Genomic DNA, 22236 nt, shown 5'->3' on the forward strand with positions numbered 1-22236 from the left:
GGTCTTGCTGGCGTGTTGCTGCCCCAAAGGCCAAGCCGAACGATGGGAGGGCGCGATGGCGTCCATTGAGCGCGGGCGTGGATTCGGAAGCGTCCTGGTCAGGCTTCTGGGCCTCGTCATCGGCCTGATCGGCCTGACGCTGACGATCGGCGGGGCGCAGTTGATCATGCTGGGCGGCTCGCCCTATTACCTGATCGTCGGCCTGCTGATGATCCTGTCGGGCGGCCTGCTGGCCCTGCTCAGACCTCTGGGCGCCTGGCTCTATGTCGCCATCTTCCTCGGCAGCGTTCTCTGGGCGCTGTGGGAGGTGGGGCTGAACGGCTGGGCCCTGGTCCCGCGGGTGGTGGCGCCTCTGGTCCTGCTGGTGCTGGTGGTCCTCAGCTTCCCGGCGCTCAGGCGCGAGGGGGGCGGAGGCGGGCTGGCCCTGGGCGGGCTGGCGGCCATCGTCGTCCTGGGCCTGGTTTCGGGCGTGGTGGTGGCCCAGGCCAACAAGGCCAGGGTGCTGAGCCCGGTGCCGACGGCCGGACACGGCGGCGTGGGCGATCCGGCGACGCAGACGGTCGGCGCCGACTGGCCGGCCTGGGGCGGCTCGGACAGCGCCCAGCGCTATTCGCCCCTGACCCAGATCACCAAGGCCAATGTGAAGGGGCTGAAGCGCGCCTGGACCTTCCGCACCGGCGACCTGCCGGGCGAGCGGTGGGGCGCCGAGACCACGCCGCTGAAGATCGGCGACACCCTCTACCTGTGCTCGGCGCGCAACCGTCTGTTCGCGCTGGACGCGACGACGGGCCAACAGAAGTGGTCCTATGATCCCAAGGTCGCCGACGACCAAATCCCCTATACCGCCGCCTGTCGGGGCGTGACCTATTACGCCGCGCCCAACGTCGATGCGGCCCAACCCTGCGCCGCGCGTGTCATCGAGGGCACGCTGGACGGGCGGCTGGTGGCGGTGGACGCGCGCACGGGCGTGCCCTGTCCCGGCTTCGGAACCAATGGCGAGGTCAGCATCAAGACCGGCATGGGCGACCCCTATCCGGGCATGGTGTCGATCACCTCGGCCCCGGTCATCGTGCGCGGGGTGGTGGTCACCGGCCATCAGGTCCTGGACGGCCAGAAACGGTGGAACGCCTCGGGCGTGATCCAGGGCTTCGACGCCGTGACGGGCGAACTGCGCTTCGCCTGGGACATGATGCGGCCCGACATCACCAAGCTGCCGCCCGAGGGCGAGACCTATACCTTAGGCACGCCGAACATGTGGACCACGGCTACGGCGGACGAAGCCCTGGGTCTGGTCTTCCTGCCGATGGGCAACTCTTCGGCCGACTATTATTCCGGCCTGCGCCGTCCGGCCGAGAACGCCTACTCGACCTCCCTGGTGGCGCTGGACGTCACCACGGGCAAGCCGCGCTGGCGTTTTCAGACGGTCAGGAAGGACGTCTGGGACTATGATCTGGGCTCCCAGGCGACCCTGGTCGACCTGCCGATCAACGGCGTGACCGTCCCGGCCGTGATCCTGCCGTCCAAGCAGGGCGACATCTACATCCTGGATCGTCGCACCGGCCAGCCGCTGCACAGGGTCGAGGAGCGGCGCGTGCCCCAGGGCGGCGTCGAGCCCTCGCAGCGCAGCCCGACCCAGCCCTTCTCCCTGTTCCACACGCTGCGCAAGCCCGACCTGACCGAGCGCGACATGTGGGGCATGTCGCCGATCGACCAGATGATCTGCCGCATCCAGTTTCATCAGGCGGCCTATGAAGGCTACTTCACGCCGCCGACGACGGACCGCCACTACATCCAGTATCCCGGCTACAACGGCGGCTCGGACTGGGGCGGGGTGGCGGTCGATCCGGCGCGTGGCGTGATCGTGGCCAACTACAACGACATACCCAACCACAATCGCCTGGTGCCTCGCGCCGAGGCCGATCGCCTGGGCTGGTTCCCGCGCGACGATCCCCGCTACATCGAACGCGAGAAGGAGGCGGCCAACCGCGGCGGCAACCTGTCGAAATCGAAGGCCGAGGGGGCGGGCGATCCGCAGATGGGCGTGCCCTACGCCATCGACGTCAACGCGGGCTGGCGGGTGAAATTCACCGGCCTGCTGTGCAAGCAGCCGCCCTATGGCGGGATGCGCGCCATCGACCTGAAGAGCGGCCGCACCCTGTGGGATCGCCCGTTCGGCACGGCGCGCAAGAACGGCCCCTTCGGCATTCCCTCCATGCTGCCGTTGGAGATCGGCACGCCCAACAACGGCGGCTCGGCGGTCACGGCGGGCGGGCTGATCTTCATCGCCGCCGCGACCGACGACCTGATCCGCGCCATCGACATCGAGACCGGCAAGACGGTGTGGTCGGACGTGCTTCCGGCGGGCGGTCAGGCCAATCCGATGATCTATGAGCAGAACGGGCGGCAGTATCTGGTCATCGTCGCGGCGGGCCATCACTTCATGGAGACGCCGGAGGGGGATTACGTCATCGCCTATGCATTGCCGGAGAAGAAGTAGGGCGCGGCATCTCTCCCTCCCCGTCCCGGGGAGGGTGGTCCCGTAGGGACCGGGTGGGGAGGGCCAGGCGATCTAGCCTCAGCGCTTGAATAGCCTTGCCGCCCCCACCCGGCCTCGCCTGCGGCTCAGCCACCCTCTCCGGGACGGGGAGGGAGAGGCGTTGCGCGGGTTCTAGGGCCGCGTCTGCCCTTCGCCGCGCACGACATATTTGTAGGTGGTCAGCTGCTCCGCCCCGACCGGCCCGCGCGCGTGCAGCTTGGAGGTCGAGATGCCGATCTCGCCGCCGAAGCCGAACTCGCCGCCGTCGGCGAACTGGGTCGAGGCGTTGATCAGGACGATGGCGCTGTCGACGCCTTCTGCGAAGCGTTCGGCGGCCGTCTCGTCGGCAGTGACGATGGCCTCGGTGTGGCCCGAGCCGTAGCGGCGGATGTGGTCGACCGCGCCGCCTACGCCGTCCACCACGCGCACCGACAGGATGGGCGCCAGGTATTCGGCGGTCCAGTCGGCCTCGCTCGCTGCGGTCATGGCGGGGACCAGGGCGCGGGCCTCGGCGTCGCCGCGCAGTTCGCATCCCGCGGCGGTCAGGTCGGCGGCGACGGCGGGCAACAGGCGATCCGCCGCCGCGCGATCCACCAGCAGGGTCTCGGTCGCCCCGCACACCGAGACGCGGCGCATCTTGGCGTTCAGGGTCACGCGCCGGGCGACGTCCAGATCGGCGGCGGCGTCCAGATAGGTGTGGCACAGCCCTTCGAGGTGGCCCAGCACGGGCGCCTTCGCCTCGGCCTGGACGCGGGCGACCAGGCTCTTGCCGCCGCGCGGGATGATCAGGTCGATGGCGCCGTTCAGCCCCGACAGAAGGGCGCCGACGGCCTCGCGGTCGGGGACGGGGACCAGTTGGATCGCGTCGGCGGGCAGGCCGGCCTCGGCCGTGGCGCGGGCGACGACGGCGGCGATGGTCCGCGAGGAGTCCAGGCAGTCGGAGCCGCAGCGCAGGATGGCCGCATTGCCCGAGCGCAGGCACAGGGCGGCGGCGTCGGCGGTGACGTTGGGGCGGCTCTCATAGATGACGGCCAGCACGCCGATGGGGGTGCGGATGCGGGCGATGTCGAGGCCGTTGGCGGGGGTCCAGCGGGCCATCTCGGCGCCGATCGGATCGGGCTGGGCGGCGATGGCCGCGACCGCGGCGGCCATGCCCTCGACGCGGGCCGGCGTCAGGGCGAGGCGGTCGATCAGGGCCTCGGACAGGCCGCCGTCGCGGGCGCGGGCCACGTCGCGGGCGTTGGCGGCCAGGATGTCGGTCTCGGCGGCGCGCAGGCCCTCGGCGAGTCGGCGCAGCGCCTCGGTTCGGGCGTCCGGCGTCGTGGCGCGCAGGGCGTCGGCGGCGGCGCGGGCGCGGCGGCCCATGTCCTGCATCATCGGGTAGAGGTCGCTCATCGGTCCTCCAGAACCAGGTCGTCGCGGTGGATGACGACCGAGGGGCCGCGATAGCCCAGCAGGCCCTCGATGGCGTCGGACCGGCGGCCGCGGATCAGGGCGATCTCCTCGGCGGCGTAGGACGACAGGCCCACGCCGATCCGCGCGCCGTCGGGGCCGGTCAGGCGCACGCTGTCGCCCTTGCCGAAGTCGCCGCTGACGGCGACGACGCCGGACGGCAGCAGGCTCTTGCCGGCGTTGAGGGCGGCGACCGCGCCCGCGTCCAGCGTCAGGGCCCCGCCGGGCGCCACGCTGCCGGCGATCCACTGCTTCCAGGCGGCCAGGGGGGTGGCGGGCGCCAGGATCAGGCTGGCGCGGGCGCCCTCGGCGACGGCCTTGAGCGGATGGTCGGTCAGGCCGGAGGCGATGACGGTGGCGCATCCGGCCGAGGCGGCGATCTGGGCCGCCGCCAGCTTGGTCGCCATGCCGCCGGTGCCGACCCCGGCTTGCGCATTGGCGCCCGAGGCCATGGCCAGGACGTCGGGGGTCAGCCGCTCGATCAGGGGCAGGTGGCGCGCGTCCGGGGCGCGGCGCGGGTCGGCGGTGTAGAGGCCGTCCACGTCGGACAGCAGGATCAGCAGGTCGGCGCGCGCCAGTTGGGCCGCGCGGGCGGCCAGGCGGTCGTTGTCGCCGTAGCGGATCTCTTCGGTGGCGACGGTGTCGTTCTCATTGACCACGGGGACGACGCCGTGGCCCAGCAGGGCCTCCAGGGTGGCGCGGCCGTTCAGCCAGCGGCGGCGGCGCTCGGTGTCGTCGCGGGTCAGCAGCACCTGGCCGGCCATCAGGCCGTATGGGGCCAGGGCCTCCTCCCAGGCGTGCATCAAGAGGGTCTGGCCGACGGCGGCGGCGGCCTGCTTGTCCTGCAGGCGGCCGTTCGACAGGTTCAGCCGACCGCGCCCCAGGGCCACGGCGCCGGAGGAGACGACCACGACCTCGCGCCCCTGCCGACGCAGTTCGGCGATGTCAGCGGCCAGGCTCGTCAGCCAGTCGGCGGCGACAGCGCGATGATCAGCGTCGAACAGCAGGGACGAACCGATCTTGACCACCACCCGGCGCGCCTGGGCCAGGGCGGCGGCAGGCGAGGCGGCGATCTCGAAGGCTCCAGAGGGGGGGCGGAGGAGGCGATCACAGAGCCTCCCTATCGCAAGATCATCGTTCCAGCCAACCCGGCGACGATGATTATTCAGAAAGGAAGCTCAAAGGAGCGCTGAGTTTGAAAAATATTCGCCTTTCTGTTTCTGCGACGGGAGAATGCTCAAAGAAAACGCCCGGCGGGCGAACCGGCCGGGCGTCTCCGTTTCAGCTTGAGGTTGACGATCAGGCTTCGGGATCGGGGGCCTGGTCCCAGCCGCCCGCCAGGGCCTTGAACAGGCCGATCTGGTAGGTGACGACCTGGGCTTCCGAGGCGGCCAGGGCGGCGTCGGCGCCGGCCAGGGTCCGCTCGGCGTCCAGCACCGTCAGGAAGCTGTCGGCGCCGGCGTCGAAGCGCAGGCGCGACAGGCGCGCCGCCGTGGCCGCCTGATCCCGCGCGGTGCGCAGGGCCGTGCGGCGGTCCAGTTCGTTGGCGTAGGCGCTGAGCGCCGTCTCGGTCTCCTGCAGGGCCGTCAGCACGGTCTGGTCGAAGGTCGCCAGGGCCGCGTCCGACTGGGCACCCGCCTGTTTGATCCGCGCCCGGGCCGCCCAGACGTTGGGGAAGGACCAGGAGATCAACGGGCCGACGCTGAAGCGCATATTGGCGCTGTCGCCCAGGTCCGAGGCGTCGAGCGCCGTCGAGCCCAGCGACCCGCCCAGACGGATGCTGGGATAAAGGCCGGCGGTGGCGACGTTGACGCGGGCGGCGGCGGCCGACAAGCGGGCTTCCGCCTGACGCACGTCGGGACGACGCGCCAGAAGGGCGGCGCCGTCTCCGCCCGGGATCGGCTGCGACAGTTGCGGCGGCGACTGGCAGGCGCGGGCCGCCTCGCTGGCCTCGGCGGGGGTGCGGCCGGTCAGCGTCGCCAGACGGAACAGGGCGCCGTCGCGCGCCGCCCGCAGGGGCGGCAGGCTGGCGCGGGTCTGTTCCAGAGCGGCGCGGGCGCGGGCCACGTCCAGACCGTTGCCGGCGCCCCCGTCCAGCAGGCGCTGGGTCAGATCGACGGTCTGGGCCTGCAGGTCGATGGTCCGCTCGGCGACGGCGATCTGGGCGTTGGCCGAGCAGGTGTCGGCGTAGGCCCGGGCCGTTTCGGCGGCGACGGTCACCCGCACGACTTCCAGCGCGGCGGCGGCGGCGGCCACATCCCCCCGCGCGGCGCGGATGGAGGACGCCACCCGACCGAACAGGTCGATCTCATAGGCCACGTCCAGGCCGACGTCATAGGTGTCGACTTCCGGCAGCTTGGCCCCGCCGGCCGTCGGCACGGTGTCGGTCGAGGCCCGGCTGCGGTTGTAAGCGGCCGAGGTCGTGGTGGTCGGGAACCGGCCCGAGCGGGCTTCGGACAGCGAGGCGCGGACGGCGCGCAGATTGGCCGCGGCCGCCTCCAGCTCGTTGTTCTCGGTCAGAGCCTGCTGGATCAGGCCGTCCAGCGTGGGGTCTTGATACAGCCGCCACCAGTCGTCGCGGGCCGCCTCGGTCGAAACCGAGGCGGATTGCGAGCCGATGAAGGCGCCCTGGCCTCCGGCGGGGATCGTCGGGAGCGGCGCCTTGGGACCCACCGCGCAGGCGGCGAGCAGGGCGGCCGACCCCGCGGCGGTCAGCAGAGTGCGGAGTTTGCCGTTCATTTTACGCATCTCCCTGGCGCGGAGCGGCGGGGGCCGGTTCCGGGCCGTCGGGGTCAAAGGGGTCGTGCGGCGTGGAGCCGAAGCTGGTCGGCAGCTCGCGCTGCTTGCCCGGCGCCTTGGGCAGCTTGCCCGCCATCCAGCGACAGATGACGTAGAAGACCGGGGTGAAGATTAGACCGAAGAAGGTCACCCCCAGCATGCCGTAAACCACCGCGATGCCGAGCGCGTTCTGCATCTCCGAGCCGGGGCCCGAGGCGATGGCCAGAGGCAGCACGCCGAAGATGAAGGCGAACGAGGTCATCAGGATCGGACGCAGGCGCTGACGGGCGGCCTGAACGGCGGCCTGCCAGCGGTCGAGGCCTTCGTTGTCCTCGGCCTGTTTGGCGAACTCCACGATCAGGATGGCGTTCTTGGCCGCCAGGGCGATCAGGACCACCAGACCGACCTGGGTCAGGATGTTGTTGTCCAGACCATGCAGGTTCACCCCCAGGATGGCCGCCAGAATACACATGGGCACGATCAGGATGACCGCCAGCGGCAGGGTGAAGGCCTCATAGTTGGCGGCCAGCACCAGGAAGACGAACACCACCGCCATCAGGAAGATGATGGTCGAGCCGCCGGCCGCCGCCTTCTCCTGCAGGGCCAGTTCGGTCCATTCGTAGCCGAAGCCCTCGGGCAGGGTCTTGGCGGCCAGTTCCTCCATCGCGGCGATGGCGTCGCCGGTGGACACGCCCGGCGCCGCTTCACCCTGCAGTTCCGAAGCCGGGAACAGGTTGTAGCGGACCACGCGCGAGGGGCCGGAATCATCGGCCAGGGTGGCCACCGAACCGATCGGCACCATGCCGCCAGAGGCCGAACGGACCTTCAGGTTGGCGATGTCGGCCAGTTCGTCGCGATAGGCGGGCTCGGCCTGGGCGGTGACGCGGAAGGTGCGGCCCAGGAAGTTGAAGTCGTTGACGTAGGTCGAGCCGAGGTAGGTGCCCAGGGTGCTGAACACGGTCGACGGCTGGACTCCCATCAGAAGGGCCTTGTCGCGATCGACGCTGGCGGCGATGCGCGGCGAGCCGGTGTTGTAGAGGCTGAACACCTGCTGGACCTCATCCGGCATCTGGGCGGCGGCGCCCATCATGGCGAAGGTTGCGCCCTCGAGGGCCTTGAAGCCCGAACCCGAACGGTCCTGGATCATCATCTTGAAGCCCGAGCCGGTGCCCAGACCCTGAACGGGCGGGGGCGACAGCATGAAGATGCTGGCTTCCTCGATGACGCCGGTCGCGCCGCTGAGCGCGCCGGCCAGGGCCGAGGCCTCCAGAGCGGGGGTGGTGCGCTGGTCATAGTCGTTCAGCTTGATGAACATGGTCGCGGCGTTGGACGACATGGAGAAGCTGGAGCCGTCCAGACCGGCGAAGGCGGTGACCTCCTGAACGCCGTCGGCCTTGCGGACGATGTCGACCGCCTTGTTCATGGCCGCCTTGGTGCGTTCCAGCGAGGCGCCCGGCGGCAGTTGCACGACGCCGATCAGAATGCCCTGATCCTGCGCCGGGATGAAGCCGGTAGGCGTATCGGCCATGCGCCAGCCGGTCAGGGCCAGCAGGGCGGCGTAGATGACCAGCATGACCGTGACCATGCGGATCAGCCGGGCCGTCAGGCGGCCGTAGCGGTCCGACACCCAGTCGAAGCCTTCGTTGAACTTGGCCCCGGCCCAGCCGAGGTAATAGGCGATCGTGCCGATCAGGCCCGGCTTGCGGCTCTCGTCGTGGTCCTTGTGCGGCTTGAGCAGCAGGGCCGACAGGGCGGGCGACAGCGTCAGCGACACCAGCAGGGAGATCAGCGTCGCCGAGGCGATGGTGACGGCGAACTGGCGGAAGAAGATGCCGGGGATGCCGGGCACGAAGGCGGTCGGCACGAACACCGAGGTCAGCACCAGGGAGATGGCGACCAGGGCGCCCGACACTTCCTGCATCGACCGATAGGCGGCTTCCTTGGGGGTCAGGCCCTCGCGGATGTAGCGCTCGACGTTCTCGACCACGATGATGGCGTCGTCGACGACGATGCCGACGGCCAGAACCAGGGCGAACAGCGACAGGGAGTTGATCGAATAGCCCAGCGCCAGCTGCACCGCGAAGGTGCCGACCAGGGCGACCGGGATGGCCAGGATCGGGATGATGGCCGCGCGCCAGGTCTGCAGGAAGACCAGGATGACGATCATCACCAGGAAGACGGCTTCGATCAGCACGTGTTCCACGGCCGAGACCGAGGCGGCGACGTATTCCGTCGGGTTATAGGGGATGGCGTATTTTACGCCCGGCGGGAAGTCGGCCTTGATCGCGTCCAGCTCGGCGATGACCTTGTTGGCCGTCGACAGGGCGTTGGAGCCGGGCTGCTGGATGATGGCGACGCCGACGCCGCGCTGGCCGTTGAAATAGCCTTCGACGCCGTAGATTTCCGAGCCGAGTTCGACGCGGGCGATGTCGCTGACGCGGGTCACGCGGCCTTGGGCGTCGGTCTTGAGCACCACCTTGCCGAACTCTTCGGGGGCGGCCAGACGGCCCTCGACCTGAACCGGCAGCTCGAAGGCGGCGGCGTTGGTCGGGAAGGGGGGCTGGCCGATCGACCCGCCCGCGGCCTGGACGTTCTGGGCCTGCAGGGCGGCGATGATCTCGGGCGCGGTCAGGTCGCGCGCGGCCGCCTTGGCCGGATCGATCCAGATGCGCATGGCGTAGTTGCCGCCGCCGAAGACCTGGACGCCGCCGACGCCGTCGATGCGCAGCAGGCGGTCGCGGATGGTCGACTGGGCCATATTGCCCAGATAGTCGCTGTCGATGCCGGGGTCGTCGGACGTCAGCGAGGCCAGCATCAGGAAGCCGGTCGACTCCTTGTTGACGATGACGCCGACCTGACGGACCTGCGCCGGCAGGCGCGGCTCGGCCAGGGCGACCCGGTTCTGAACCAGCACCTGGGCGGTGTCGAGGTCGGTGCCCGGCTGGAAGGTGACGGTGACCTGGACCCGGCCGTCGGAGGTCGACGACGAGGTCATGTAGAGCATGTTTTCGACGCCGTTGATCTCCTGCTCCAGCGGCGCGGCGACCGTCTCGGACAGGGTTTCAGCCGAGGCGCCGGCGTAGGAGGCGGTCACGCTGATGGTCGGCGGGGCGATGTCCGGATACTGCGCCAAAGGCAGCATCGGCATGGCGAAGGCGCCGATCAGGGTGATGAAGACCGAGATCACGATCGCGAAGATCGGTCGGTCGATGAAGAAGCGGGAAATATTCATGGATCAGGTTCCGGCTCGTGAGCCTCCTCCTCAGCCGGCGCTGGCGACGAAGGTGGCGGACGAGGCGACGGGCGCGGTGGTTACGGGCGCCTGGGCCTTGACGTCCTCGGCCTTGATGGCCCCGTTCTGGGCGGTGACCTTCTGGCCCGGACGGGCGCGCTGAAGGCCGTTGATGATGACGCGGTCGTCGGGCGTCAGGCCCGTGCGCACGACGCGCAGGCCGTTGGCGATCGGCCCCAGCTGGACCGGCTTGGCGCCGACCGTGCCGTCCTTGGCCACGACATAGACGACCTTGCGCGGGCCGTCGGTGACGATGGCGGCGTCCGGCACCAGCATGGCCGCATAGCCGCCCGCGCCGGCCAGCTGGGCGTGGCCGAACATGCCGGGCTTCAGGAAGCCGTCGGCGTTTTGCACCACGGCGCGCAGGCGGATGGTGCCCGAGGAGGCGTCGATGGCGTTGTCGGTGAAGTCCAGCGTTCCGGTGCGGTCATAGCTGGTCTCGTCCTGCAGGCGGATGCGGATCGGGGCGGCGCCGTTGCGGGCCTCGCGCTGATACTTGAGCGCCACGGCCTCGGAGCCGTCGAAGACGAAGTAGATCGGCGAGGAGGAGACGATGGTCGTCAGCACGTCACCGGCCGAGGAGCCGCCGCCGATCAGGTTGCCCGGATCGACCCGGCGATCCGACACGCGGCCCGAGATGGGGGCGGTGACGCGGGTGAACTCGACATCCAGCTGACGGGCGCGGATGGCGGCCTCGGCGGCCGCCACGGCGGCTTGGGCGGTCTGGACGGCGGCGCGCTTGGCGTCGACCTCGGCCTGGGACACGGCCTGGGAAGCCAGCAGGCCCTCGGCGCGGGTCAGTTCGGTGCGGGCGAGCGTCAGCTGGGCCTGGCCCTGGGCCAGCTGGGCGCGGGCGGCGGCCAGGGCGGCCTGGGCCGGGCGCGGGTCCAGGGTGAAGAGCAGCTGGCCCTGGCGCACGATGTCGCCGTCCTTAAAGTGAACCGCCTGGATGTAGCCTCCGACGCGCGCGCGCACGTCGACCGAGCGCGGGGCCTCGAAGCGGCCGGTGAACTCATCCCAATCGACGACCTGTTGCGACAGGGGCGTCGCCACGGTCACCGGCGGCGCGCCCTGGGCCGGGGCCTCCTGTCCCTTGGAACAGCCATAGAGGGCGGCCGCCATCAAAGCGGACGCGGCCGCGATCTTCACCGTGCGCATTGGCGCAATCTCCTTGGGAGGTAGCTTGTTTGTACGGGACCGCCGCGAAAGGGGAGGGTGCGGCCAGTCAACGGTGGGTGACTTAAAGCGGACGACGGCCGCTCTTGTCAACGTCTGATGACAAAGCCATATAGGCCGTAAGGTTTATCCGGAGTGCGATTAATTGGTCATCTGCGACGTCCCTCGACCGCGTAACGCCAACGCCACCCGTCAAGCGATCCTGCAAGCGGCGCGCGAGCGTTTTTGTTCCGAGAGCTATGACGACGTGGGCATGCGCGACATCGCCCGCGACGTCGGCGTCGATGCGGCGCTGATCAGCCGCTACTTCGGCTCCAAGGAAGACCTGTTCGTCGCCGTGCTGGACAGTTGCAAGAACGGCCGCGACCTGATGGACGGCCCGCGCGAGGATTTCGGCCAGCGTCTGGCGCGCGAGATCGTCTATGGCGAGGCCGCGGCCTGCGCGCCGGACGACGGCAGCGGCCGCATGCGCGGCCTCTTGATTTTGCTGCGCTCCATCGGGTCGTCCAAGGCGATGGACGTAGTGCAGCACACCACCAACAGCCGCTTCTTCGAGCCCCTGACCCAGTGGATCGGCGGTGAGGACGCCCCGGTCCGGGCGCGTCTGGCGGCGGGGCTGATCATGGGCATGGCCATCAGCCGGGAGCTGTCGGACGGCTTCTCCAACCTGGACGAGGCGCAGAAGGCTTCCCTGGCGGGGCGCATGGCCGACGCCTTGCAGGGTCTGGTCGACGGCTGACGCCGGAAAGGCGGACCGAGGCCCGCCTTTCATCACTTCAGCAGGAAGGCGGTCGCCGCCTCAGGCCCAGTGCATCGGCACGTGGCGAGCCGCGGCCCAGTGGATGGCGCGGATGGCGTCGACGATGGCGCGCGTGGCGGCGACCGTCCCCAACTCCCCGCCCAGGTCGGCCGTGACCGCGCCCGAGGCCAGGACGGCCGCGACCGCCGCCTCGATGGAGTCGGCCTCGTCCTCCAGCTTGAAGCTGTGGCGCAGCATCATGGCCGCCGACAGCACCATGCCGACCGGATTGGCCAGATCCTGGCCGGCGATGTCGGGCGCCGAGCCGTGGATCGGCTCGAACAGGCCCGGCCCGTCCGCGCCCAGGGAGGCCGAGGGCAGCAGGCCGATGGAGCCGCCCAGCACCGAGATTTCGTCCGACAGGATGTCGCCGAACATGTTCTCGGTCAGGATGACGTCGTATTCGCGCGGTTTGCGGATCAGGTGCATGGCCATGGAGTCGACCAGGGCGTGCTCCAGGGTGATCTGCGGATATTCCTCGGCGTGGATGCGGGTCACGACCTCGCGCCACAGGCGGCTGGTCTCCATGACGTTGGCCTTGTCGACCGAGGTGACCTTGCCGCGGCGCTGCTCGGCGGCCTGGAAGGCGGCGCGGGCGACGCGCTCGATCTCCTCGACCGTATAGACGCACAGGTCCGAGGCTTGGGTCTTGCTGCGGGTGCGCTCGCCGAAATAAACGCCGCTGGTCAGCTCGCGGAAGACGATCAGGTCGACGCCTTCGACGATCTCCTTCTTCAGCGGCGAGCGGTGGGCCAGCACCGGCGAGACCTGCAGCGGGCGCAGGTTGGCATACAGGCCCATGGCCTTGCGGATGGCCAGCAGGCCCTGTTCCGGGCGAACCGGGGCGCCGTCCCACTTGGGCCCGCCGACCGCGCCCAGCAGGACGGCGTCGGCGGCCAGGCAGGCGGCCTTGGTGTCTTCGGGCAGGGACTCTCCGACAGCGTCGATGGCGGCGCCGCCGATCAGGTGTTCGGCGAAGTCGAACCTGTGGCCGTAGATGTCGCCGATGCAGGTCAGGACGCGCTGGGCGGCCAGGGCGACTTCCGGACCGACTCCGTCGCCGGGCAGGACGACGATATTGAAGGCGCGGGGGGCGGGATGGGCTTCACGGGGGGGCATCAGGCGGTCTCCGGCTGATAGGAGTCTTGGCGCAGGCGTTCATAGGTTTCGACGTCGGGCAGCTTGGCCTGAAGCCAGCCGAGGGCGTCGACGCCGTCCAGCAGGCACTGGCGGGCGAAGGATTCGACCGTGAACGGCACGGCCGGGGCGTTGCCGCGACGGATCTCGCCGGCTTCCAGATCGATGGTCACGGGCTGCTCCGGATGAGCGGCCAGATCGTCCCAGACGGCCTGATCGACGACGATGGGCAAAAAGCCGTTCTTCAGAGCGTTCGAGGTGAAGATGTCGGCGATCTCGGTCGAGATCACCGCCCGGAAGCCGTAGTCCAGCAGGGCCCACGGGGCGTGCTCGCGCGACGAGCCGCAGGCGAAGTTCGGCCCCGCCAGCAGGATGCGATGCTCGGCCGGGTCGATGCGGTTCAGCACGGATTCCGGCTTGGGCGAACCGTCGGCCTCATAGCGCCAGTCATAGAAGGCCTGGGCGCCCAGACCCTCGCGCGTCGTGGTGGTCAGGAAGCGCGCGGGGATGATCTGGTCGGTGTCGATGTTGGCCTGACTCAAGGTCAGGGTCTTGGAGGTCAGGGTCTTGAAGGGCTCAGACATGGGCGGCCTCCGACAGATAGACGCGCGGGTCGGTCAGCACGCCCGCCACGGCGCTGGCGGCGGCGGTGGCGGGGCTGGCCAGGATGGTGCGGGCTCCCTTGCCCTGACGGCCCTCGAAATTGCGGTTGGAGGTCGAGACGGCCAGTTGGCCGGCGGCGACGAAGTCTCCGTTCATGGCGATGCACATGGAGCAGCCGGGGATGCGCCATTCGGCGCCCGCCTCGGTGAAGACCTTGTCCAGACCTTCGGCTTCGGCGTCGCGGCGGACGGCTTCCGAACCCGGCACTACCAGCATCCGCACGCCCGGCTGGACCTTGCGGCCGCGCAGGACGTCGGCGGCGGCGCGCAGGTCGGGCAGGCGGCCGTTGGTGCAGCTGCCGATGAAGACGACATCGACCTTGTGGCCGGTGGTCGCCTCTCCGGCGGTGAAGCCCATGTAGTCGATGGCCTTCTGGTCCGAAGCCGAGCGCGGCTGCGGCACGGGCGCGCCGACGGGTGCGCCGGCGTCGGGCGTGGTGCCCCAGGTGGCCATCGGGCGGATGGCGGCGCCGTCCAGCACGACCTCCTTGTCGAAGATCGCGCCGGGATCGGAGGCCAGGCTCAGCCAGGCGGCGGCGGCGGCTTCATAGTCGGCGGGGACATGCCTGCGGCCGCGCAGCCAGTCGATGGTGGTCTGGTCGGGCGCGATCATGCCCGCCCGCGCGCCTGCCTCGATGGACATGTTGCACAGGGTCATGCGCCCTTCCATGTCCAGCGACCGCACGGCCTCGCCCGCATATTCGATGACGTAGCCGGTGCCGCCGCCGAAGCCGATGGCGGCGATGACGGCCAGCGCCACGTCCTTGCCGGACACGCCGGGGCGCAGGCACCCGTCGACCGTCACCCGCATGGATTTGGCGCGGCGCTGCAGCAGACACTGGGTCGCCAGCACATGGCCGACCTCCGAGGTGCCAATGCCGAAGGCCAGGGCGCCGAAGGCCCCGTGCGTCGCGGTATGGCTGTCGCCGCAGACGACCGTCATGCCCGGCTGGGTCAGGCCCAGCTCCGGCCCCATGACGTGGACCACGCCGCGCTGGTCCGAGCCCCAGCCGGCCAGTTCGATCCCGTGCCGGGCGCAGTTGACCTCCAGCGTCTCGACCTGGATGCGGGCCTGATCGGTGACGTAGGGGCGTTGGCCGTCCGGCCCGGCGGGCAGGGTCGGGGTCGAGTGGTCCAGGGTGGCGAAGGTGCGGTCGGGGCGGCGGACCTTCAGCCCGCGCGCCTCGATTTCGGAAAAGGCCTGAGGCGAGGTGACTTCGTGGACCAGATGCAGGTCCACATACATGACGCCCGGAGTCTCGGCGGTTTCCGGCACGACGACGTGTCGGTCCCAGACCTTCTCATACATCGTCTTAGGCTGGCTCATGCGCGCGCTCCCTGGCCGGTGCGGCGGGGGCCGCCTCGCCGATGGGCTCCAGCCAGCCGTAGCGGTCGGGGGTGGTGCCGTCGAACAGGCCGCGGAAGGCCTTGTTGACCGCCTTGGTGATGGGGCCGGGGCCGGCGGCGCGCGTCGGGATGCCGTCAACCGAGCGCACCGGGGTGATCTCGGCGGCGGTGCCGGTCATGAACACCTCGTCGGCGACATACAGGGCCTCGCGCGGCAGGATCTGTTCGCGCGCCTCATAGCCCAGGCCGCGCGCCAGCTTCATGACGCTGTCGCGGGTGATGCCCTGCAGGATGGAGGCGGCGGCGGGCGGCGTCATCAGCACCCCGTCCTTGGCGATGAACAGGTTCTCGCCGGCCCCTTCGGACAGCAGGCCGTCCTTGCCCAGGGCGATGCCTTCGCCGAAACCGCGCACGCGGGCTTCGCGGCCGATCAGATAGGACGACAGATAGTTGCCGCCCGCCTTGGCACCCGCCGGGATGGTGTTGGGGGCCATGCGGTTCCAGCTGGAGACGCAGGCGTCGACGCCCTTCTCCAGGGCTTCCTCGCCCAGGTAGGCGCCCCAGGGGAAGGCCGAGACCATGACGTCGGTGCGGATGGCGTCCGGCCCCGGCGTCACGCCCATGCCGCAGGCGCCCAGATAGGCCAGGGGGCGCAGGTAAGCCGAGCGCAGGCCCTCGGCGCGCACCACGTCCTTGCAGGCCTGGATCAGCTCGTCCTCATTATAAGGCATGGGGAAGTGGTAGATGCGCGCGCTGTCGAACAGGCGGCGGATATGGTCGGTCAGGCGGAAGCCGCACGGGCCGTTCGGCGTGTCATAGACGCGGATGCCCTCGAACACCGAGGTGCCGTAGTGCAGGGCGTGGCTCATCACGTGGACGGTGGCGTTCTCCCACGCCGTCAGTTCGCCGTTGATCCAGATGTTCTTAGCCAGCGGCTGCATAGGTCTTGTCCTGTTGGGGGGCGGTGGCGGCGATGATGGCGGTCAGTTCGGCGTCGTTGATCTCGCCGATCTCGTCGGCGCGGCGCTTGAAGCCGGCGAAGACCTCGGCCAGGCGTTGGCCTTCCAGGGCGTGGCCCAGAGCCTCGGCGCGCTTGCCGACGGCGTGGCGGCCGGAGTGTTTGCCCAGCACGAAATAGCTGCCTTCGAACCCGACATCCTCGGGGCGCATGATCTCGTAGGTGCGGCTGTCGGCCATCATGCCATGCTGGTGGATGCCGGCCTCGTGGGCGAAGGCGTTCAGGCCCACGATGGCCTTGTTGCGGGCGATGACGCTCTCGGTCACTTCGCGCAGGGTCTGCGAAGAGCGGACCAGATGGCGGCTCTCGGCGGCGACGGTCACGCCATAGCGGTCGGCGCGGGTGCGCAGGGCCATGATGACCTCCTCGATCGAGGCGTTGCCGGCCCGTTCGCCGATGCCGTTGACGGCGCCCTCGATCTGACGGGCGCCGCCTTCGACGGCGGCCAGGGAGTTGGCGACGGCCAGACCCAGGTCGTTGTGGGCGTGGGACGAGAAGATGATGTCCGCGTGGCGCGGGCGGATGATCCCGTCCAGATAGGCGAAGCGCTGGCGCGATTCCTCGGGCGTGGCGTAGCCGACGGTGTCGGGGACGTTCAGCGTCTGGGCGCCCGCGTCGGCGGCGGCCACCAGGGCCTCGGCCAGGAACTCCGGCTCGGTGCGGAAGGCGTCCTCGGCCGAAAACTCCACGTCGTCGAACAGGGAGGCGGCGTATTCCACCGTGCGCGAGATGGTGGACAGCACCTCATTGGTGCTCATGCGCAGCTTGGCCGAGCGGTGGATCGGGCTGGTGGCCAGAAAGACGTGGCAGCGACGATGCGATTTCGGCGCCGGGGCCAGGGCGCGGAAGGAGGCGTCGATGTCTTTCTCGTTGGCGCGCGACAGGGAGGCGAAGACCGGCCCCTCGACCTCGCCCGACACGCGACGGATGCATTCCTCATCGCCCGGCGAGGCGGCGGCGAAGCCGGCCTCGATCACGTCCACGCCCAGGTCGCGCAGGACATGGGCCATCTTCAGCTTGGACTCGGCCGACATGGAGAAGCCCGGCGCCTGTTCGCCGTCGCGCAGGGTGGTGTCGAAGATGATGACCCGGTTGGGATCGGCCGCAATCTCGGCGGTTCTGGATACTCGGTCTACTCGGGACATTACGCGGCCTCGGACTGGAAGGTTTGGGCCTGGATGCGCGCGACGCCGATCAGGCGGTCGATCTGGCGGCCCAGGGTGTCGATGGAACGGGCGGCGTCGCGCCCGCGAACGGTCAGGGCGATGCGGCGCATCGCGCCTTCATCGGCCATGTTGATGCCGTCGATGTGGAAGCCGCGGCGCTCCACCAGGCCGATGAGACGCTGAAGCGAGCCGTCGGCCCGGTCGATCTGGATGTGAATGGTGTCGCTCATGCTCATGCGCCTTCCATCATTTCAGCGTTGCTCTTGCCCGGCGGCACCAGCGGCCAGACGTTTTCCTTGGGGTCGATGACGACGTGGGCCAGACAGGCGCCCTTGGCGGCCAGCAGGCGGGCCAGACCAGCCTCGACCTGATCGCGGCGGTCGATGCGGAAGGCCTCGACGCCGAAGGCTTCAGCCACCTTCACGAAGTCCGGATTGTCGGACAGGTCGATCTCGGAATAGTTCTCGGCGAAGAACAGCTCCTGCCACTGGCGCACCAGGCCCAGGGAGGAGTTGTCCAGCAGGACGATCTTCAGCGGCACGCCATACCGGCGCAGCGTGGCCAGTTCCTGGACGTTCATCATGAAGCCGCCGTCGCCGGCGATGGTGACGACGACCGCCTCGGGGTCCGCCAACTGAGCGCCCAGGCCGGCGGGCAGGCCGAAGCCCATCGCGCCCAGACCGCCCGAGGTGATGTGGGCTTCGGGCCGGGCGAAGCGGCAGTGCTGGGCGGCCCACATCTGATGCTGGCCGACGTCGCATGCGGCGACGAAGCGGTCGCCGGCCATCTCCGACAGGGTCTTCAGCAGGGCAGGGGCGTAGACGCCCTCGCCCGGCGCATCATAGCGGGCGGCGTGACGCTCGGCGGCCGAGGCGCAGCGGATGACCCACGGGTCGATGGCCAGCGGCGCCGTCTTCATGCGCGCCGTCAGGGCTTCGATGGCCGGGCGGATCTCGCCGCCGACGGCGACGTGGGTCTCGCGCAGTTTGCCGATCTCCGAGGCGTCGACGTCGAAGTGGACGACGCGGGCGTGCGGCGCGAACTCGGCCAGCTTGCCGGTGGCGCGGTCGTCGAAACGGGCGCCCATGACGATCAGCAGGTCGGAGGCCTGAACCGCCTCATTGGCCGCGCGCGTGCCGTGCATGCCCAGCATGCCCAGGAAGCCCGGCGCATCGGTCGGCACCGTGCCCAGGGCGTTCAAGGTGGCGACGCTGGGGATGCCGGTGGTCTCGGCGAAGGCGCGCAGGGCCTCGGTCGCGCGGCCGATCTTCACCCCGCCGCCGATGTAGATCAGCGGGCGCTCGGCGGCGCGGATGAAGCGTTCGGCCTCGGCGATGGCGTCGGGATCGGTCTCGGCCGCCTCATTGGGGATGTTGAAGCCGAACGGGGCGACGGCCTCGGCGAACTGGACGTCCTTGGGCAGGTCGACCAGCACCGGGCCGGGGCGGCCCGAGGCGGCGATGTGAAAGGCCTGTTCGATGGCGGCCGGGATCTCGGCCGCATCGCGCACCAGGATGGAGTGTTTCACGATCGGCAGGGTGACGCCCAGGATGTCGATCTCCTGGAAGGCGTCGGTGCCCATGACCCCCTGGGGGACGTTGCCGGTGATGCAGACCATCGGCGCCGAATCCATCATGGCGTTGGCGATGCCGGTGATCAGATTGGTGGCGCCGGGGCCGGAGGTGGCCATGCAGACCCCGACCTTGCCGCTCAGCCGGGCATAGGCGTCGGCGGCGAAGGCGGCGGCCTGTTCGTGGCGGACCAGGACATGCTTCAGCGACGAGCCGGTCAGGGCGTCGTAGATCGGCATGATGGCGCCGCCGGGGTAGCCGAAGACCACCTCCACGCCCATCCGCTCCAGGCTGGAGACGAGCAGGCGCGCGCCGGTCATGACGGCCGGGGCGGGGGTGGTTTTCAGGGCGGGCGCGGCGGCGCTCATCGGGTCAACTCTCTTTATATATATGCGGGTCAGGCGGCGGCCGGTTTGGCCGCCTGCAGCCAGGCCATGCGCTCGCGCAGACGCTCGCCGACCTGTTCGATCTGGGTTTCGCGGTCGGCGTTCAGCAGGGCGTCGTATTTGGGCTTGCCGGCCTCGTTCTCGGCGATCCATTCGCGGGCGAAGGTGCCATCCTGGATCTCGGTCAGGACGGTCTTCATGCGGGCGCGGGTCTCGTCGGTGATGACGCGCGGGCCCGAGGCGACGGCGCCCCACTTGGCGGTTTCCGAGATGAAGTGGTGCATCTTGGAGATGCCGCCTTCGTAGAAAAGGTCCACGATCAGCTTCAGCTCGTGCAGGCATTCGAAATAGGCGATCTCGGGCTGGTAGCCGGCCTCGACTAGGGTGTTGAAGCCCGCGATCACCAGCTCCTTGGCGCCGCCGCACAGGACGGCCTGTTCGCCGAACAGGTCGGTCTCGGTCTCTTCGCGGAACGAGGTCTCCAGCAGGCCTCCGGTCGCCCCGCCGATGCCCTTGGCGTAGCCCATGGCGCGGTCGCGCGCCTTGCCGGTCGCGTCCTTCTCGATGGCGAACAGCGAGGGGACGCCCCGGCCGCGCGCGAACTCGCGGCGAACCAGATCGCCCGGACCCTTGGGGGCGACCAGGATGACGTCCATGTCCTCGCGCGGGGTGATGCGGTCGTAGATGATCGAGAAGCCATGGGCGAACAGCAGGGCGGCGCCCGGCTTGGCGTTCGGCTCGATGATGTCGCGATAGACCTCGTTCTGGATCATGTCCGGGGTCAGGATGGCGATGATGTCGGCGCCGCGAACGGCCTCGGCCGGCTCGGCGGTCGGCACGCCGTCCTCGGTCGCATGCTTCCAGCCCGTGCCGCCTTGGCGGACGCCGACGACCACGTCATGACCCGAGTCCTTCAGGTTCTGGGCGTGGGCGCGGCCCTGCGAGCCGTACCCGATCACGGCGATGCGCTGGCCGGCGATGGCGCCCGGCTTGATGTCGTCGTTGGTGTAGATGGTGATGGCCATGGGTCAGGCGTCCTCAGAAATCGGGGCGTTTGGGGTCGGGGAATAGGTCGCCGCAGTCTGGGCCGGCGGCGGATAGGGGATGGTGACGGCCCCTTGCGAGGCGGAGGCGACGGCGGCGCGGTATTTCGCGAAAACGCCTTGCGCCGGGCGGATACGGTTGGGGGCGAAATCCGCCCGGCGCGCCTCCAGATCGACGAGCACGTCGATCCTTCGGTTGGTGACGTCGATGACGATCGGATCGCCATCGCGAATGAGTGCAATCGGGCCGCCCGCCGCCGCTTCGGGCGAGACGTGGCCGGCGACGAAGCCGTAGGAGGCGCCCGAGAAACGACCGTCGGTCAGCAGGGCGACGTTCTCGACCTTGCGGCCCTTCAGGGCGGCGGTGACCTGAAGCATCTCGCGCATGCCCGGCCCGCCCTTGGGCCCTTCGTAGCGGATGATGATGACGTCGCCTTCGCCGACCGAGCCGTCCTGAACCGCGTGGAAGGCGTCCTCCTCACAGTCGAACACGGCGGCGGGGCCTTCGAAGCGGTCGACCTTGTGGCCGGTCAGCTTGATCACGGCGCCCTCGGGGGCGACGTCGCCATAGATGACGGCGTAGGAGCCGCGCGCCATGACCGGGGCGTCCATGCTGGTGACGACCTGCTGGCCCGGCGTCTCCTCGGCCTCGGCGGCTTCGGCGAACAGGCTGCGGCCGGTGACGGTCGGGGTGTTGGCGATCTTGCCCGCCTCGGCCAGACGCTGGGCGACCAGGCGCGTGCCGCCCGCCGCGAACAGGTGCGAGGCCAGAAAGCGGCCGCCCGGCTTCAGGTCGCAGATGACCGGGGCCTCGACGCAGGCCTGGTGGCAGTCCTCGATGCCGAAGTCGACGCCGGCCTCGGCCGCGATGGCGGTCAGGTGCATGACCGCGTTGGTCGACCCGCCCGAGGCCGAGACGGCGACGGCGGCGTTCTTCAGGCTGGCCTTGGTGATGTATTTGCGGGCTGTGTCGCCGGCGAAGACGCGCTCGACGATCAGGCGGCCGCAGCGCTCGCCCTCGTAGGCCTTGCCGGGATCGACGGCGGGGACGTCGTTGGCGCCCATGGGGCTGATGCCCATCATCGACAGGGCCATGGCCATGGTGTTGGCGGTGAACTGACCGCCGCAGGCGCCGGCGCTGGGGCAGACCGCGCTCTCGACCGCCTTCAGGCCCTCGTCGGACAGGGCCCCGGCGCCGTGGGCGCCGATGGCCTCGAACACCTCCTGGACCGAGACCTCCTTCTCGCCGATCCGGCCGGGCAGGATGGTGCCGCCGTAATAGACCAGGCCGGGGATATCCATCCGGGCCAGGGCCATGGCCGCCGCCGGAATGGTCTTGTCGCAGCCGACGATGCAGACGACGCCGTCCAGCTGATGCCCCTCGACCGCCAGTTCGATGGAGTCGGCGACGACCTCGCGGCTGATCAGCGAGGCCTTCATGCCCGCCGTGCCCATGGAGATACCGTCGGTGACGACGATGGTGTTGAAGTCGACCGGATAGCCGCCGGCCGCGATGATGCCGGCGCGCACGTCCCTGGCCAGACGATCCAGGTGCATGTTGCAGGGGGTGACCGTCGACCAGGTGTTGACGATGGCGATCATCGGCTTGTCGAAGTCGGCGTCCTGCATCCCCGCGGCCCGCAGATAGGACCGCGCCGCCGCCCGGTTCGGGCCTTCGGTGACAGCCGCAGAGCGGTTGTTGGGTCGTTTCGTGCTGTCGGAAGGCTGCGTCATCGTAATCTTGGAAGTTCTTGCCTGTCGGTGATGGGGCGGGCACATGAAAAACCCCGCGTCCGGAGCCGGAGCGGGGTGAATGGGCGAAACTGGCTGGGTTCAGGTCAGGTCGCAGGCATCCACGCCGCTTGGCTAAGCG

General features: G+C 69.8%; 16 protein-coding genes. 2 read left to right on the forward strand and 14 right to left on the reverse strand.

Translation table 11 applies throughout. From position 1 onward, the window contains the following. Positions 1–55 precede the first annotated feature (55 nt). Positions 56–2497, forward strand: coding sequence for a membrane-bound PQQ-dependent dehydrogenase, glucose/quinate/shikimate family (locus D8I30_RS05955; protein ID WP_121481928.1), 2442 nt, complete (start codon positions 56–58; stop codon positions 2495–2497). Between the two features lie 171 nt (positions 2498–2668). Here D8I30_RS05955 and D8I30_RS05960 read toward each other — a convergent pair whose 3' ends face one another. The 5 genes from D8I30_RS05960 to D8I30_RS05980 all read right to left on the reverse strand — a co-directional run bounded on the left by D8I30_RS05960 (position 2669) and on the right by D8I30_RS05980 (position 11216). Beyond that, on the reverse strand, positions 2669–3931 hold the full coding sequence (locus D8I30_RS05960; RefSeq protein ID WP_121481929.1) for a glutamate-5-semialdehyde dehydrogenase: 1263 nt from the start codon (positions 3929–3931) through the stop codon (positions 2669–2671). Then, on the reverse strand, positions 3928–5061 hold the full coding sequence (gene proB / locus D8I30_RS05965; RefSeq protein ID WP_121481930.1) for a glutamate 5-kinase: 1134 nt from the start codon (positions 5059–5061) through the stop codon (positions 3928–3930). Before proB ends, D8I30_RS05960 begins: the two co-directional genes overlap by 4 nt. A 226-nt stretch (positions 5062–5287) precedes the next feature. Beyond that, positions 5288–6727 carry an efflux transporter outer membrane subunit gene (locus tag D8I30_RS05970; protein WP_121481931.1) on the reverse strand — a complete coding sequence of 480 codons (1440 nt, stop codon included), beginning with the start codon at positions 6725–6727 and terminating at the stop codon, positions 5288–5290. Position 6728: 1 nt separating this feature from the next. Beyond that, entirely contained in the window at positions 6729–9998 is a 3270-nt protein-coding gene (locus tag D8I30_RS05975) for an efflux RND transporter permease subunit (protein ID WP_121481932.1), read from the reverse strand. 30 nt (positions 9999–10028) lie between these two features. Next, a complete protein-coding gene (locus D8I30_RS05980) occupies positions 10029–11216 on the reverse strand; it encodes an efflux RND transporter periplasmic adaptor subunit (RefSeq protein WP_121481933.1) in 1188 nt (395 codons plus the stop codon). Between the two features lie 163 nt (positions 11217–11379). Here D8I30_RS05980 and D8I30_RS05985 point away from each other — a divergent pair, with 163 nt between their 5' ends. Then, positions 11380–11973, forward strand: a complete 594-nt coding sequence (locus D8I30_RS05985) for a TetR/AcrR family transcriptional regulator (RefSeq protein WP_121481934.1) — start codon at positions 11380–11382, stop codon at positions 11971–11973. A 60-nt stretch (positions 11974–12033) separates the two neighbouring features. Here the strand turns inward: D8I30_RS05985 and leuB are convergent, their stop codons facing one another. Genes leuB through D8I30_RS06030 form a run of 9 tightly spaced genes read right to left on the reverse strand, consistent with a single transcriptional unit; the run spans position 12034 to position 22097 of the window. Further along, complete coding sequence (gene leuB, locus D8I30_RS05990) at positions 12034–13152, reverse strand: 3-isopropylmalate dehydrogenase (RefSeq protein WP_121481935.1); 1119 nt, start codon at positions 13150–13152, stop codon at positions 12034–12036. Beyond that, positions 13152–13754, reverse strand: coding sequence for a 3-isopropylmalate dehydratase small subunit (leuD, locus tag D8I30_RS05995; protein ID WP_121481936.1), 603 nt, complete (start codon positions 13752–13754; stop codon positions 13152–13154). The genes leuB and leuD overlap by 1 nt, the downstream gene beginning before the upstream one ends. Further along, on the reverse strand, positions 13747–15159 hold the full coding sequence (gene leuC / locus D8I30_RS06000) for a 3-isopropylmalate dehydratase large subunit (protein WP_121481937.1): 1413 nt from the start codon (positions 15157–15159) through the stop codon (positions 13747–13749). Before leuC ends, leuD begins: the two co-directional genes overlap by 8 nt. Next, positions 15146–16120: a branched-chain amino acid transaminase gene (locus tag D8I30_RS06005; protein WP_121481938.1), complete on the reverse strand. Its 975-nt coding sequence runs from the start codon at positions 16118–16120 to the stop codon at positions 15146–15148. Before D8I30_RS06005 ends, leuC begins: the two co-directional genes overlap by 14 nt. Then, positions 16104–17342 (reverse strand): 2-isopropylmalate synthase, encoded by a 1239-nt coding sequence (locus D8I30_RS06010; RefSeq protein ID WP_121481939.1) that lies wholly within the window; start codon positions 17340–17342, stop codon positions 16104–16106. Before D8I30_RS06010 ends, D8I30_RS06005 begins: the two co-directional genes overlap by 17 nt. Then, a complete protein-coding gene (locus D8I30_RS06015; RefSeq protein ID WP_025976572.1) occupies positions 17342–17593 on the reverse strand; it encodes an ACT domain-containing protein in 252 nt (83 codons plus the stop codon). The genes D8I30_RS06010 and D8I30_RS06015 overlap by 1 nt, the downstream gene beginning before the upstream one ends. A gap of 2 nt (positions 17594–17595) precedes the next feature. Then, positions 17596–19302 carry an acetolactate synthase 2 catalytic subunit gene (gene ilvG, locus D8I30_RS06020; protein ID WP_121481940.1) on the reverse strand — a complete coding sequence of 569 codons (1707 nt, stop codon included), beginning with the start codon at positions 19300–19302 and terminating at the stop codon, positions 17596–17598. Positions 19303–19331: 29 nt separating this feature from the next. After that, entirely contained in the window at positions 19332–20345 is a 1014-nt protein-coding gene (ilvC, locus tag D8I30_RS06025; protein ID WP_121481941.1) for a ketol-acid reductoisomerase, read from the reverse strand. Between the two features lie 3 nt (positions 20346–20348). Further along, a complete protein-coding gene (locus tag D8I30_RS06030) occupies positions 20349–22097 on the reverse strand; it encodes a dihydroxy-acid dehydratase (protein WP_121481942.1) in 1749 nt (582 codons plus the stop codon). Positions 22098–22236 lie beyond the last annotated feature (139 nt).

It is taken from the genome of Brevundimonas naejangsanensis, from assembly GCF_003627995.1.
GTDB lineage: Bacteria > Pseudomonadota > Alphaproteobacteria > Caulobacterales > Caulobacteraceae > Brevundimonas > Brevundimonas naejangsanensis_B.

Bases quoted from the DNA above. Each gene is read 5' to 3' on its own strand.
- D8I30_RS06010 (WP_121481939.1), bottom strand. From the start codon at position 17,342: ATGTCCCGAGTAGACCGAGTATCCAGAACCGCCGAGATTGCGGCCGAT.
- ilvC (WP_121481941.1), bottom strand. From the start codon at position 20,345: ATGGCCATCACCATCTACACCAACGACGACATCAAGCCGGGCGCCATC.
- D8I30_RS05970 (WP_121481931.1), bottom strand. From the start codon at position 6,727: ATGAACGGCAAACTCCGCACTCTGCTGACCGCCGCGGGGTCGGCCGCC.
- D8I30_RS05960 (WP_121481929.1), bottom strand. From the start codon at position 3,931: ATGAGCGACCTCTACCCGATGATGCAGGACATGGGCCGCCGCGCCCGC.
- leuD (WP_121481936.1), bottom strand. From the start codon at position 13,754: ATGTCTGAGCCCTTCAAGACCCTGACCTCCAAGACCCTGACCTTGAGT.
- D8I30_RS05980 (WP_121481933.1), bottom strand. From the start codon at position 11,216: ATGCGCACGGTGAAGATCGCGGCCGCGTCCGCTTTGATGGCGGCCGCC.
- D8I30_RS06005 (WP_121481938.1), bottom strand. From the start codon at position 16,120: ATGCAGCCGCTGGCTAAGAACATCTGGATCAACGGCGAACTGACGGCG.
- D8I30_RS05975 (WP_121481932.1), bottom strand. From the start codon at position 9,998: ATGAATATTTCCCGCTTCTTCATCGACCGACCGATCTTCGCGATCGTG.
- D8I30_RS06030 (WP_121481942.1), bottom strand. From the start codon at position 22,097: ATGACGCAGCCTTCCGACAGCACGAAACGACCCAACAACCGCTCTGCG.
- leuC (WP_121481937.1), bottom strand. From the start codon at position 15,159: ATGAGCCAGCCTAAGACGATGTATGAGAAGGTCTGGGACCGACACGTC.
- D8I30_RS05955 (WP_121481928.1), top strand. From the start codon at position 56: ATGGCGTCCATTGAGCGCGGGCGTGGATTCGGAAGCGTCCTGGTCAGG.
- D8I30_RS06015 (WP_025976572.1), bottom strand. From the start codon at position 17,593: ATGAGCGACACCATTCACATCCAGATCGACCGGGCCGACGGCTCGCTT.
- ilvG (WP_121481940.1), bottom strand. From the start codon at position 19,302: ATGAGCGCCGCCGCGCCCGCCCTGAAAACCACCCCCGCCCCGGCCGTC.
- leuB (WP_121481935.1), bottom strand. From the start codon at position 13,152: ATGCCCCCCCGTGAAGCCCATCCCGCCCCCCGCGCCTTCAATATCGTC.